The sequence below is a fragment of the Blastococcus saxobsidens genome, assembly GCF_010682065.1.
GTDB lineage: Bacteria > Actinomycetota > Actinomycetes > Mycobacteriales > Geodermatophilaceae > Blastococcus > Blastococcus saxobsidens_B.
The window spans coordinates 21,113-33,962 of sequence record NZ_JAAGWG010000001.1 but is presented as its reverse complement, the minus strand read 5'-3'; the positions used below and the strand labels follow the sequence as shown (position 1 = coordinate 33,962).

Here is a 12,850-nt window from a genome sequence, read left to right as displayed (position 1 = left end):
CATGCGTGCGGTGACGATCAGCGAACCCGGCGGCCCCGACGTCCTCACCTGGGCCGAGGTGCCCGACCCGGTCTGCGGACCCGGTGAGGTGATCGTCGACGTCGCCGCCACCGCGGTGAACCGGGCCGACCTGCTGCAGCGGCAGGGCTTCTACCCGCCCCCGAAGGGCGCCAGCGAGATCCTGGGCCTGGAGTGCAGCGGGATCGTCAGCGAGATCGGCGAGGGGGTCCTCGGCTGGCAGGTCGGCGACGAGGTGTGCGCGCTGCTGGCCGGGGGCGGCTACGCCGAGCGGGTCTCCGTCCCGGCCGTGCAGCTGCTGCCCAAGCCCTCCGGCGTCGAGCTGGCCACCGCCGCCGCGCTGCCCGAGGTCACCTGCACCGTGTGGTCCAACGTCTTCCAGCTGGCCCGGCTGCAGCGCGGGGAGACCTTCCTGGTGCACGGCGGGTCCAGCGGCATCGGCACGATGGCCATCCAGCTGGCCGCCCGGGCCGGTGCGCGGGTGCTCACCACCGCGGGCACGGCCGCGAAGCTCGACGTCTGCCGCGAGCTGGGTGCCGACACCACCATCAACTACCGCGACGAGGACTTCGTCGAGCGGGTGCGCGAGGCCACCGGCGGCCGCGGGGCCGACGTCGTGCTGGACAACATGGGCGCGAAGTACCTGGGCCGCAACGTCGACGCCCTCGCCGTCGGCGGCCGGCTGGTCATCATCGGCATGCAGGGCGGCTCGAAGGCGGAGCTGGACATCGGCACGCTGCTGGGCAAGCGGGCCTCGGTGCACGCCACCGCGCTGCGCTCCCGCCCCGCCACCGGCCCGGGCGGCAAGCAGGAGATCGTCGCCGCGGTCCGGCACGACGTGTGGCCCGACGTCGAGCGGGGCTCGATCCGGCCGATCGTCGACCGCCGGCTGCCGATGTCGCGGGCCGCCGAGGCGCACCGCGTGGTCGAGGCCAGCGAGCACGTGGGGAAGGTGCTGCTGCTCGCCGACTGACGGCCGATCAGCGCGGGCGCAGCGCGGCGACGGCGTCGATGATCCGGCCCACCTCGTCGGCGGTGTTGTAGTGCATGAGGCCCAGGCGCACCGCGCCGCCGGTCTCGTTCACGCCGAGGGAGTCGAACAGCTCACGGGCGTAGAAGTCGCCGTCCCACGCGCAGATGCCGTCCCGCGTGAGCTCGGCGGCCACCTGGCGCGGGCGCATCCCGGCCACGGTGAACGACAGCGTGGGGGTGCTGCGCTCGGGCCGGCCCAGCACCTGGACGTGGCGCATCGCCCGCAGCGCCTGGTCCAGCCACTCGAACAGGTCCCCCTCGTGCCGGGCGACGGCGGCCATCGCGGCCCGCAGCCGCTCCCGGCGCGTACCGGGGGCATCGCCGCAGACCCCGGCCAGGTGGTCGACGGCCGCGCTCACGCCGGCGTACAGCTCGAACGGCGGCGTGCCGGTCTCGAACCGGTCGGGCACCCTGTCCGACGACGGCACGAGCTTGTCGGGGTGCAGGTACCCGAGCAGGTCGGGGTCGGCGACGACGGCGCCCACGTGCGGCCCGCACCACTTGTAGGCCGACACCGCCACGAAGTCCGCACCCAGGGAGCGCTTGTCGAGGAAGACGTGCGGGGCGGCGTGAACCGCGTCGACGTAGACGAGCGCGCCGACGGCGTGCGCCTGCGCGGCGATGCCCGCGACGTCCGGCCGGGTGCCCAGCGCGTTGCTGGCCGCGGTCACCGCCACCAGGCGGGTGCGGCGGCCGATCAGGTCGGCGTACTGCCACGCGGGCAGCTCGCCGGTCTCGATGTCCACCTCGGCCCAGCGGACCTCTGCGCCCACGCTCGCCGCCAGCTGCACCCAGGGCCGCACGTTGGCGTCGTGGTCGAGCCGGCTGACCACGATGTCGTCGCCCGGGCGCCACGTACGGGCCAGCGCCCGGGCCATCGCGTACGTCAGGGTGGTCATGTTGGGCCCCAGCACCACCCCGCCGGGCTGCCCGCCCACCAGATCGGCGACGGCGGCCCGCGCCCCGGTGACCAGCGCCTCGGAGCGCCCCGACGCGGGGAACACACCGCCGCGGTTGGCGACCGGCATCCGCATGGCCGTGCCGACGGCGTGCGCGACGCTCTCGGGCACCAGGGAGCCGGCCGGGCCGTCGGCGTGCACGTAGCCGTCGGCGAGGGCGGGGAAGAGACCGCGCAGACGCGCGACGTCCAGCCGTCCGGCCCCCGTTGACATGTCGCGCACCCTAGTTGCTCCACCGGGTCCCCGACGCACCGTCCCGGGTCCTGTCGCGGGCGTCGCCCGGCCGGTCGGTCGCCGTCGGGAGCACGGGGCAGGATGGGGGCATGACAGCACCGGAGAACGGCAGCGGAGGTCCCCACCAGGTGGTCGTGGTCGGGCCCGACGGGCGCCCGCTGGGCGCGGTGCCCGTGGCCCCCTCGGGCGCGCAGGAGGGCGACGACGCCGGCGCCCTCGCCGTGGGCGAGCTGGTCGAGCAGCCGGCCAAGGTCATGCGGATCGGCACCATGATCAAGCAGCTGCTGGAGGAGGTCCGGGCGGCTCCGCTGGACGACGCCAGCCGCAACCGGCTGCGCGACATCCACGCCTCCTCGATCCGCGAGCTCGAGCAGGGCCTGGCGCCGGAGCTGCGGGAGGAGCTGGAGCGGATCACCCTCCCGTTCAGCGAGGACCAGACGCCGTCGGACGCCGAGCTGCGGATCGCGCAGGCGCAGCTGGTGGGCTGGCTCGAGGGCGTGTTCCACGGCATCCAGACGGCGCTGTTCGCCCAGCAGATGGCTGCCCGCGCCCAGCTGGAGGAGATGCGCCGCAAGGCCCTGCCCGGTGGGCAGCAGCCCGGCGCCCAGCCGGACCTCCGGCCGGGCGGCGGCCAGTACCTGTAGGGCGCGATGGAGGCGGAACCAACCGGTTCCCCTGACCGGGTGAATCATGATCATCCGCGGTTTCCCGGGGTGCCCGGGCGCCCATCCCCCGGGCCCGTGGCCGGGACCACCCGGCCCGACCCCGGGAGGACCCCGTGACCACTCAGTCGAGCACCCCCAGCACCCGGAGCGGCCAGAACGGGCTCGCGATCGCCGCGCTCGTCACCGGCATCGTCGGCATCGTCTTCGCGGTGCTGTTCGCGATCATCGGCCTGGCCCTGGGCCTCGTGGCCGTGGCCCTGGGAATCTTCGCGCGCCGCTCCGGCACGCAGCGGGGCCAGGCGACCGCGGGCGTGGCCACCGGTGCGGTGGCAGTCGTCGTGGCGATCGTGAACATGGTGATCGCCTACAACATCCTCACCTGAGGCGCCACCGACGCACGACGGCGCCGCCCCCGCGCAGGAGGACGGCGCCGTCGTGCGTCGTGCGGTCGCTGCTACACCCGGAAGCGAGCCACCGCGTCCTGCAGCTCGCCGCTCATGCGGGCCAGCTCGCCGGCCGCCCGCTGGGCGTCCTCGACCCGCTGATTGGTCTCGGCGGTGCCGGCGGCCAGCCCGGTGATCGCCGCGGCGATCCCCTGCGAACCACTGGCCGCCTCGGCGACGTTGCGGTTCATCTCGTTCGTCGTCGCCGTCTGCTCCTCGACCGCCGCGGCGATGGTCGCCTGGAAGTCGTTGATCTCACCGATGACCGTGCTGATCCGGCCGATCGCGTCCACCGCACCGGCGGTGTCGGCCTGGATCGCCTCCACCCGCTTGGAGATGTCCTCGGTCGCCCGAGCCGTCTCCTGCGCCAGCTCCTTGACCTCGGAGGCGACGACGGCGAAGCCCTTGCCGGCCTCCCCGGCGCGCGCCGCCTCGATCGTGGCGTTCAGCGCCAGCAGGTTCGTCTGCTCCGCGATGCCGTTGATCAGCTTGATCACCGTGGCGATCTCCGCCGAGGAGTCACCCAGCTTGCCGACCGTCCGGGTCGTGTCCTCCGCGACGTCCACGGCCTGACTGGCCACCCGGCTGGCCTCGCTGGCGTTCTGCGAGATCTCCCGGATCGCGGACTCCATCTGCGAGGACCCGGTCGCGACCGTGTCCACGCTGGAGGCCACCGCACCCGCGGAGGCCACGACGTCGTCGGCCTGACCGGCAGCCGTCTGCGCGTTCTGCCGCATCCCCTCGGCCGCGCCACTGAGCTGCTGCGAGGCAGCCGCCAGACGCGTCGAGGAGTCGCCGACGAGCACGAGCACGTTGCCGATGGCGTCGAGCGTGTGGTCGAGAGACACGGCCATCTCGCCGAGCTCGGCGCCGCCGGTGCGACCGGCGCGCACGGTGAGGTCACCCTCGGCGACCTGGCCGAGGATCTCGCGGATCCGCTGCACGGGGCGCATCACGCCGCGGGCCACGAGCATGGCCAGGACCACCGAGATGGCCAGGCCGGCGACGATGATCACGAGGGTGAGGGTTCGGGCGGTCTCGTAGGCCTCCTCGGCCTCGGTCGCGGTGGCGAGCGCCTCTGCCGACGCGGCCTCGGTGGCCTCGGCGAGCGAGGCGCCGATGACGGCCTCGTTCTCCGCCATCGTCCGCAGCAGCGGCGGCATGGCCGCCGGGTTGGTGGCGGCCTGCTGCTGGAGCTGGGCGAGCGCGGTCAGATATGCCTGGGTGGCTGCGCTGAAGGTCTCGAAGGCCGCCCGCGCGTCCGCGCTCAGCGGCATCTCGGCAACCGCGGCGGTGTGCTCGGCCAGGGCCTCGGTCGTCTCGGCCGTGCCCTGACGCGCCTTGGCGATCGTCTCGGCCGGCAGCGTCGGGATGGACGCCCGGGCCACGTTGGTCGACAGCCGCCACCAGTCCGTCTCCAGCTGCCGCAGCGCGCTGAGCGGCACGGCGCCTTCGTCGTAGACGTTCTTGGCCTGGTCGCTCAGCATCGACATCCGGTCGATCCCGAAGGCGCCGACGCCGACGGTCGTGACGGCGACCACGAGGATGGCGCCGAGCATCCGGCCGCGCAGGCCGAAGCGGTAGCCGGTGGCCCCGTCCTGGTCCCGCTCCGCGCCGTCTGCGGTCGGGGGTGCGGGGTCGTGCGCGTGCTCCATGCGTGCCTGCTCTCCTGTGTACCGATGACACGTTCGGAGGCCATTTCGGCAGGAACCGCCCGATCTTGAGCCGACTTGCCCCCGGAGCGGGCAGAAGGTGCTAGAGCGAGGACAGGAACGCGGCGACGCCGTCCTCGTCATTGCCAACAGTGACGTCGGTGCACACCGCCAGCAGGTCCGGGTGCGCGTGCGCCATCGCCACCGCCCGGCCGCCACCGTCGCGCACCCACTCGAACGCGGCGATGTCGTTGGGCATGTCGCCGAACACGACGACGTCCTCCGGCCCGACCCCGTGACGCGCCGCGACCTTCGCCAGGCCGGTGGCCTTGGTGACGCCGGGGGCCGAGATCTCGGCCAGCGCGTCGGTCGAGGAGCACGTGACCGTCGCCTGACCGCCGGCGACCTCCTCCACCAGGGCGACGAACTCGTCGCGCGGCAGATCTTCATGGCGGGCCAGGAGCTTCGCCGCCGGCTGCAGCATCATCTCCTCCAGCGTCGCCTCCGCGACCCCCGGAGCGTCGACGTCCCACCGCGGCTTGTAGACGGGCTCGTGACGGAACTCCAGCCCGTACTCGACGGCGAACCAGGTGTCCGGCTGCCGCCGCCGCAGCTCTGCAGTGACGGCCCGGAGAACGTCGGGGAGCAGCGGCTCCTCGTGCAGGATCTCGAAGCTCTCCAGGTCCAGCAGGACAGCGCCGTTGCAGCACACCGCCGTTCCGTGCCCCAGCACCTCACGGATGCGGTGCATCCAGCGCGGCGGGCGGCCGGTGGCCAGCACGACGGGGACGCCGTCGGCCCGCCAGCGTCCGAGCTCGGCGACGGTCGCCTCACTGACGGTGTCGTCCCAGCGGAGCAGCGTGCCGTCCATGTCGCTGGCGATCAGCCGCGGCTTCCAGTCAGACATCGAGCAGGGCCTCCAGGTAGCGGGCGACGCCGTGGGCGTGGTGGCCGCTGGTCCGCCCGTGCGTCACGGCCCGCACCGCGGGGTGTGCGTTGGCGACCGCGATCGCCCGGCCACCGGCTTCGGCGACGGCGGTGAGCATCGGCAGGTCGTTGGGCATGTCGCCGAAGACCAGCACGTCGCCGAGGTCGACGCCGTAGCGCTCCAGCGCGACCGCCAGCCCGGTGGCCTTGGTGACGCCGGGCGGCAGCACCTCGATGAAGCCGAGACCGGCGTGCGTCACCTCCGCGTCGGCCGGGTCGACGACGCCGCGCGCGCGGGCCAGCAGCTCGTCCTGGTCCAGCGTGGGTGAACGCAGGAAGACCTTGAGCACCGCCTCGGCCGGCAGCACGTCCGCGCGGGACAGCAGCTGCGTGCCCTCGGGGTAGGGCCAGTCGAAGCCGTGCTGCACGCGCAGCCGGGCGTGCACCTCGGCCTGCTGGGCGGCGTCCTCGACGGCGAGGACGAGTTCCCCGGCCACGGCCTCGATCCGCTCGATGACCGCGGCCGCTCGGTCGCGCGGCAGCGCCACGGTGCGCAGCACATCGTCCCGCTCCAGGTCGACGACGAACCCGCCCTGGGCCAGCACGGCGATCCCCCGCCCGTCCAGGGCGACCCGCACGCTGTCCAGCAGCCGGGGTCCGCGCCCGGTCACGCCGATCACCGGGATGCCGGCGTCCCAACAGGCACCGAGGGCCGCCCGGGTGCGCGGGCCGACCTCGCCGGCGGCGTCGAGGAGGGTGCCGTCGAGGTCGGTGGCGACCAGCTTGGGACGCCAGTTCCCGAGGTCCCCGAGCACGACCACCTCGTCGGCGCCGGGGAGGACGCCGTGGGCCGGCAGGGCCTTCGGCTGCTCGTGGCTCATGCGGTGGGGGGCATCGGCGCCGTGAGCGTCATGCCCGGGGTGATGGCCTCGATGCCGCCGAGCCACGGCCGCAGCGCCACCGGCAGGTGCACCGAGCCGTCGGCCCGCTGGTGCACCTCGAGCAGGCAGGCGATCGTGCGGGCGATGGCGCAGAGCGTGCCGTTGAGGGTGGCCGCGATCTGCGTCTTCCCGTCGTCGTCGCGGTACTTGATGCCCAGGCGCCGGGCCTGGAACGTCGTGCAGTCCGACGTCGAGGTCAGCTCCCGGTAGGTGCCCTGGCTGGGGAACCAGGCCTCGATGTCGTACTTGCGGGTGGCGCTGGTGCCCAGGTCGCCGGCAGCGATGTCGACGACCCGGTAGGGCAGCTCCAGTGCGGTGAGGAACTCCTCCTCCCACGCCAGGAGGCGCAGGTGCTCGGCCTCGGTGTCCTCGGGCCGGGCGAAGCTGAACATCTCGACCTTGTCGAACCAGTGCACGCGGATGATGCCGCGGGTGTCCTTGCCGTAGGAGCCGGCCTCGCGGCGGAAGCAGGACGACCAGCCGGCGTAGCGCTTCGGGCCCTTCGACAGGTCGAGCACCTCGCCGCTGTGCATGCCGGCGAGCGCCACCTCGGAGGTGCCGACGAGGTACAGGTCGTCGCGCTCGATGCGGTAGACCTCCTCGTCGTGCTCGCCGAGGAAGCCGGTGCCCTCCATGGCCTCCGGGCGCACCAGCGCGGGGGCGATGACCGGGGTGAAACCGGCGGCGACCGCCCGGCTGATGGCCAGCTGGGCGAGCGCGAACTCCAGCAGCGCGCCGGGCCCGGTGAGGAAGTAGAAGCGTGAGCCGGACACCTTCGCGCCGCGCTCCATGTCGATGGCGCCGAGCTTCTCGCCGATCTCGATGTGGTCGCGCACCCCGAAGTCGTAGGAGGGCACCTCACCGACGGTGCGGATGGTCACCGCGTCGTCCTCGCCGCCGGGCGGCACCTCGTCGGCCACGACGTTGGGGATCCGGGTGTGCACGGCACGCAGCGCGGCGTCGGCGGCCCGCTGCTCCTCCTCGGCCTCCTTGACCTCGGCGGCCAGCGCCTTGGCCCGCTCCAGGACGGCGGGGCGCTCCTCGGGGGTGGCCTTCTTCACCGCCTGCGAGGCATTCTTCTGCGCGCCGCGCAGGTCGTCGGCCCGCTTCACCGCTTCCCGCCGGGCGGTGTCCGCGGCGAGCAGCTGGTCGACCAGGGACTCGTCGGCGCCCCGGGCGCGCTGGCTGGCACGGACGAGGTCGGGGTTCTCACGCACGAGTCGCAGGTCGATCACCGCACGAGCGTAACGAGAGCCGCCCCGCGGCGGCGTCGACGACGGGAGCCGCCCCTGCGAGTGGCCGACGGCGGCGCGGGGTCCGGAGGGCTCCCGGCGTCGTGGGTCGGACACGCTCGACGCAGGCGGGGAACGGCTCCTGGTCGCGGTGTCGACCGGAGGACGACAATGTGCGCATGCGTTTCCTGCAGCGGCCCGATCACGACCTCACCTACTCCGACGTCTTCATGGTGCCGGCGCACTCGACGGTCGGATCGCGGCTCGAGGTCGACCTGACCACGCCGGACGGGGTCGGCACGACCATCCCGATCGTCGTCGCCAACATGACGGCGATCTCCGGTCGCCGGATGGCCGAGACCGTGGCCCGCCGCGGAGGACTCGCCGTGCTGCCGCAGGACATCCCCGTCGACGTCGTCGCCGAGGTGGTGTCGTGGACCAAGACCCGGCACCCGGTCTACGACACCCCGATCACCCTCTCCCCCACCTCCACCGTGGGCGAGGCGCTCTCGCTGCTGACCAAGCGCGCGCACGGGATCGTCGTGGTGGTCGAGGGCGACTCCCCCGTCGGCGTCGTCACCGACGGCCAGTGCCAGGGCGTGGACCGGTTCACCCAGCTGTCCGAGGTGATGACCCGCGAGCCGCTGACGATCCCGGCCGGCACCGACCTGCCCAAGATCTTCGACGTCCTCTCCGGCGAGCGGGTGAGCGCGGCCCCCGTCGTCGACGGCGACCGGCTGGTCGGCGTCATCACGAGGAAGGGCGCGCTGCGCTCGGCGATCTACACCCCCGCGGTGAACGCCGACGGTCACCTGCTCACCTCGGCCGCCGTCGGCATCAACGGCGACGTCGCCAGCAAGGCGTCGGCCTTGCTGGCCGCCGGTGTGGACGTGCTCGTCGTGGACACCGCGCACGGGCACCAGGAGAAGGCGATCGAGGCGCTGCGAGCGGTGCGGGCAGTGGCCGGCTCCGCGCCGGTCGTCGCCGGCAACGTGGTGACCGCGCAGGGCACCCGCGACCTGATCGAGGCGGGTGCCGACGTCGTCAAGGTCGGCGTCGGGCCCGGCGCCATGTGCACCACCCGGATGATGACCGGCGTCGGCCGGCCGCAGTTCTCCGCCGTCGAGGAGTGCGTCGCGGAGGCGCGTTCGCTGGGCAAGCACGTGTGGGCCGACGGCGGCGTGCGGCACCCGCGCGACATCGCGCTGGCCCTGGCCGCCGGTGCGGCGAACGTGATGGTGGGCTCCTGGTTCGCCGGCACGTACGAGAGCGCCGGAGACGTGCACGAGGACGGCGGCCGGCTCTACAAGGAGTCCTTCGGCATGGCCTCGGCCCGGGCGGTCAAGGCCCGGACGGCGACGCAGACCGGGTTCGAGCGGGCGCGTGCGGGCCTGTTCGAGGAGGGCATCTCGTCGTCCCGGATGTACCTGGACCCGGCCCGCCCGGGCGTGGAGGACCTGATCGACCAGATCGTGGCCGGTGTGCGGTCCTCCTGCACCTACGCGGGCGCCCGCACCGTGGACGAGCTGCACGAGCGGGCCGTCCTGGGCGTGCAGAGCTCGGCGGGCTACGAAGAGGGCCGGCCGCTGCCGACGTCCTGGTGAAGGCGCTGCCCATGCCGGTGTTCGAGGCGCTGGTCGCCGACGCGCTGGACGAGGTGCCGGCCGAGCTCATGGAGCTGCTGGACAACGTCGTCGTCCTGGTGGAGGACCGGCACCCCGACGAGCCCGAGCTGCTGGGCCTCTACGAGGGGTACGCGCTGACCGAGCGCGGCTGGGACTACGGCGGCGCGCTGCCGGACCGGATCATGATCTACCGCGAGGCGATCTGCGACATCTGCGAGACCGAGGACGAGGTGGTCGAGGAGGTCACGATCACCGTCGTGCACGAGATCGCGCACCACTTCGGCATCGAGGAGGACCGCCTCCACGAGCTCGGCTGGGGCTGACCCGAGCTTTTCCGCGGAAAGTCACCCCGCCTCTTCCGCGGAGAAGCGTGGGGGACGGCGACGGGTAGCGTTGACCGACGTGCCCGAGGACAACGCCGGCAAGCTGCCGATCAAGATGCTGCACGACCGCATCCTGGTCGCGCTCCGCAAGGAGGACGGCGACCGTCGCTCCAGCGGCGGCATCCTCATCCCCGCGACCGCCCAGGTGGCCAAGCGGCTGGTGTGGGGGGAGGCCAAGGGCGTCGGCCCGAGCGTGCGCCAGGTGAAGCTCGGCGACCAGGTGCTCTTCTCGCCCGAGGACCAGCACGAGGTCGAGGTGCACGGCGAGGACCTGATCATCCTGCGCGAGCGCGACGTGCACGCCGTCGCCGCCGAGCGCATCGAGGAATCGACCGGCCTCTACCTCTGACGCCGCGGCACCGCGGGCAGGGTCCCGGCCAGCAGCTCGTCGGCCTGCAGCTGTTCGACCATGTCGTCGGGGAGGTCGTCCTCGCAGTCCAGCCCGCGGGCGATCAGGTCGCGGTAGGTCTCGATCTTGGCCTGCACGACCGCCAGGTCGTCCCGCAGCTCGACCATCCGCTCCTCGATCTGGGCGCACTGCCGCTCCAGCAGCGCCATGCGCTCCGGGTGGTTGGCCAGCTCGCCGCCACCGAGCTCGATGAACTGCCGCACGTCGGCCACCGGCATCCCGGTGCGGCGGAGCGCCTGGACGAGCCGGATGAACCGCAGGGCGTCGGGTGGGTAGCGACGCCTGCCGTCGGACGCCCGCTCCACGAGCGGCAACAGCCCCACGCGCTCGTACCAGCGCAGCGTGTCGATGCTCAGGCCGGTCTCCTCGGAGACCTGGCGGATCCCGAGGGCCTGCTGCGATGCCGGAACCACGACCGAGTCCATGACCGAGTCCATGACCGAGTCCATGACCGCGAGGCTAGGCGTGCGCGCCACTACCCGGCCCGGTCCGGACCACGGCCCGTCCCGTGAGCGCCGCCATGGCGAGCACCGCGCGCCGGCGGCTGAGCAGCCGCGCGCCCGTCGCCACCACCTGGTTGAGCCGGCCCACCGCCACGCTCGGCGGCGGGTTCCGCCGGTCCAGTGCTCGCAGGGCGGTGGTCACCACCAGGCGCGGCGCCTGCCTCCCCCGCCCGCCGTCGGCCGCATCGTTGCCGAGGACGTCGAAGAACTCGGTGTCGGTGGCGCCCGGCGAGAGCGCCAGCACCCGGAGCCCGCTGGCCAGCGACTCCTGCCAGAGCGCCTCGGTGAAGCTGAGCACGAACGCCTTGCCGGCGGCGTACACCGCCATGTTCGGGCTCGGTGCGTAGGCGGCCATGCTGGCCACGTTCACCAGCACGCCGGTTCCGGCCGCCTGCAGCCGGCCGATGAAGGCGCGGCTGACGTCGACCAGCGCGGTGACGTCGACGGCGATCTCCTCGGCCAGCCGATCGGCGTCCTCCTGGGCGAAAGGCCCGTGCGTGCCGAACCCGGCGCAGTTGACCACGCTGGTCACCGGGATCCCGCGGCGGTCGACCTCGGCGGCGAGCGCCTGCCCTGCCGCCGGCCGCCCCAGGTCCAGGGGGACGACGGCCACCCGGACCCCGGAGGCCGCAGTCAGCTCGGCGGCCAGGGTGTCCAGCCGATCGGCGCGACGGGCCACCAGCACCAGGTCCGAGCCCCGCGCCGTGAGCTGCCGGGCGAACTCGGCCCCGATCCCCGCGCTCGCGCCGGTGACCAGCGTCGTCTGCCCGCCCCACTCCACCCGGCTCACGACCCCACCGCCAGCACGAAGCGGTACCGGACGTCGTTGCGCCCGAGTCGCTCCACCGCCGTGTTCACCTGGTCGAGCGGCAGCACCTCGACGTCGGCGACCAGGCCGTGCTCGCCGCAGAAGTCGAGCATCTCCTGGGTCTCCACGGTGCCCCCGGAGCCGGAGACGGTCAGCGAGCGGCCGAGCAGGCTCATCGGCGGCACCACGTACCGCTCCGGCAGACCGAGCACGCACAGCGTCCCGTCCAGCCGGAGCGCAGCCAGGTACGGCGCGAGGTCGTGCGCGCCCGAGGCGGTGTCCAGCACGAAGTCCAGCCGGCCGGCGACCGCCTCCATCGCCGCGGCGTCGGTGGAGACGACGACGTCGTGCGCGCCGAGGGCCCGGACGTCGGCCTCCTTCGCCGGCGACGTGGTGAACACCGTGACGCGGGCACCCAGCGCGGCAGCGAACCGCACCGCGAGGTGGCCCAGCCCGCCCAGGCCCACGACGCCGACCTGCTGCCCGGGGCCGACCCCTGCCCGGCGCAACGGCCCCCAGGTGCTGACCCCGGCGCACATCAGCGGCGCGACCGCGGCCGGGTCGAGCCCGGCGGGGAGGGCGTAGACGAAGGCGTCACGGACGACGTACTCCGTGGAGTACGCCCCCTGCGTCGGCGTGCCGTCGTACCGGTCGCGGCCGCCGTAGGTGAGCGTGGGGACCTCCCGGCAGTAGGGCTCCCGGTGCGCGAGGCAGTTCTCGCACGCGCCGCACGAGTCGACGATGTTGCCCACGGCGACCGGATCGCCGACCCGGAAGCGGGTGACGTCCGGCCCGACCTCGGTCACCTCGCCGACGAACTCGTGGCCGGGCACCAGCGGCGCCGCACCGGGCGCGAGGCCCTCGATGGCGTGCAGGTCGCTGTGGCAGACCCCCACGTGGGTGATCCGCACGGCGACGTCGTCGGCGCGCAGGTCCCGGCGGGTGAGCTCCAGCGGCCGCAGTGGCCCGTCCGGCCCGGAGGCCGCATATCCCGTCACCGATCTCATGCGGCGGACGCT

Annotated in this window: 14 protein-coding genes; 6 read left to right on the top strand and 8 right to left on the bottom strand. The window is 73.7% G+C overall.

Annotated elements, in window-relative coordinates; all coding sequences use genetic code 11:
* The first annotated feature begins 1 nt into the window (after position 1).
* A complete protein-coding gene (locus GCU60_RS00160; protein ID WP_163201626.1) occupies positions 2-991 on the top strand; it encodes an NAD(P)H-quinone oxidoreductase in 990 nt (329 codons plus the stop codon).
* Between the two features lie 7 nt (positions 992-998).
* Here the strand turns inward: GCU60_RS00160 and GCU60_RS00155 are convergent, their stop codons facing one another.
* A complete protein-coding gene (locus tag GCU60_RS00155; protein WP_163201625.1) occupies positions 999-2,222 on the bottom strand; it encodes a cysteine desulfurase-like protein in 1,224 nt (407 codons plus the stop codon).
* 110 nt (positions 2,223-2,332) lie between these two features.
* On the opposite strand from GCU60_RS00155, the gene GCU60_RS00150 reads away from it, so the two are divergent.
* Both GCU60_RS00150 and GCU60_RS00145 read left to right on the top strand, forming a co-directional pair.
* Positions 2,333-2,887, top strand: a complete 555-nt coding sequence (locus tag GCU60_RS00150) for a bacterial proteasome activator family protein (RefSeq protein WP_163201624.1) — start codon at positions 2,333-2,335, stop codon at positions 2,885-2,887.
* 134 nt (positions 2,888-3,021) lie between these two features.
* Positions 3,022-3,291, top strand: coding sequence for a DUF4190 domain-containing protein (locus GCU60_RS00145; protein ID WP_163201623.1), 270 nt, complete (start codon positions 3,022-3,024; stop codon positions 3,289-3,291).
* A gap of 71 nt (positions 3,292-3,362) precedes the next feature.
* Here GCU60_RS00145 and GCU60_RS00140 read toward each other — a convergent pair whose 3' ends face one another.
* The 4 genes from GCU60_RS00140 to serS all read right to left on the bottom strand — a co-directional run bounded on the left by GCU60_RS00140 (position 3,363) and on the right by serS (position 8,106).
* Entirely contained in the window at positions 3,363-5,006 is a 1,644-nt protein-coding gene (locus tag GCU60_RS00140) for a methyl-accepting chemotaxis protein (RefSeq protein WP_163201622.1), read from the bottom strand.
* 100 nt (positions 5,007-5,106) lie between these two features.
* Positions 5,107-5,910 carry an HAD family hydrolase gene (locus GCU60_RS00135; RefSeq protein WP_163201621.1) on the bottom strand — a complete coding sequence of 268 codons (804 nt, stop codon included), beginning with the start codon at positions 5,908-5,910 and terminating at the stop codon, positions 5,107-5,109.
* Entirely contained in the window at positions 5,903-6,811 is a 909-nt protein-coding gene (locus GCU60_RS00130; RefSeq protein WP_163201620.1) for an HAD family hydrolase, read from the bottom strand. The genes GCU60_RS00135 and GCU60_RS00130 overlap by 8 nt, the downstream gene beginning before the upstream one ends.
* Positions 6,808-8,106, bottom strand: a complete 1,299-nt coding sequence (gene serS, locus GCU60_RS00125; protein ID WP_163201619.1) for a serine--tRNA ligase — start codon at positions 8,104-8,106, stop codon at positions 6,808-6,810. The genes GCU60_RS00130 and serS overlap by 4 nt, the downstream gene beginning before the upstream one ends.
* 176 nt (positions 8,107-8,282) lie before the next feature.
* On the opposite strand from serS, the gene GCU60_RS00120 reads away from it, so the two are divergent.
* From GCU60_RS00120 to GCU60_RS00110, 3 genes are all read left to right on the top strand, one after another.
* On the top strand, positions 8,283-9,707 hold the full coding sequence (locus GCU60_RS00120) for a GuaB1 family IMP dehydrogenase-related protein (RefSeq protein WP_163201618.1): 1,425 nt from the start codon (positions 8,283-8,285) through the stop codon (positions 9,705-9,707).
* An 11-nt stretch (positions 9,708-9,718) separates the two neighbouring features.
* A complete protein-coding gene (locus tag GCU60_RS00115) occupies positions 9,719-10,051 on the top strand; it encodes a metallopeptidase family protein (RefSeq protein ID WP_163201617.1) in 333 nt (110 codons plus the stop codon).
* 79 nt (positions 10,052-10,130) lie between these two features.
* The gene (locus GCU60_RS00110; RefSeq protein ID WP_232796997.1) at positions 10,131-10,460 is read left to right on the top strand and encodes a GroES family chaperonin; all 330 of its coding nucleotides are present in this window, start codon (positions 10,131-10,133) and stop codon (positions 10,458-10,460) included.
* Here GCU60_RS00110 and GCU60_RS00105 read toward each other — a convergent pair.
* Genes GCU60_RS00105 through GCU60_RS00095 form a run of 3 tightly spaced genes read right to left on the bottom strand, consistent with a single transcriptional unit; the run spans position 10,451 to position 12,838 of the window.
* Positions 10,451-10,969: a MerR family transcriptional regulator gene (locus GCU60_RS00105; protein ID WP_239520221.1), complete on the bottom strand. Its 519-nt coding sequence runs from the start codon at positions 10,967-10,969 to the stop codon at positions 10,451-10,453. The genes GCU60_RS00110 and GCU60_RS00105 overlap by 10 nt on opposite strands.
* A gap of 10 nt (positions 10,970-10,979) precedes the next feature.
* Positions 10,980-11,813, bottom strand: coding sequence for an SDR family NAD(P)-dependent oxidoreductase (locus GCU60_RS00100; RefSeq protein ID WP_163201616.1), 834 nt, complete (start codon positions 11,811-11,813; stop codon positions 10,980-10,982).
* Positions 11,810-12,838 (bottom strand): NAD(P)-dependent alcohol dehydrogenase, encoded by a 1,029-nt coding sequence (locus GCU60_RS00095; protein ID WP_163201615.1) that lies wholly within the window; start codon positions 12,836-12,838, stop codon positions 11,810-11,812. Before GCU60_RS00095 ends, GCU60_RS00100 begins: the two co-directional genes overlap by 4 nt.
* Between the last annotated feature and the right edge of the window lie 12 nt (positions 12,839-12,850).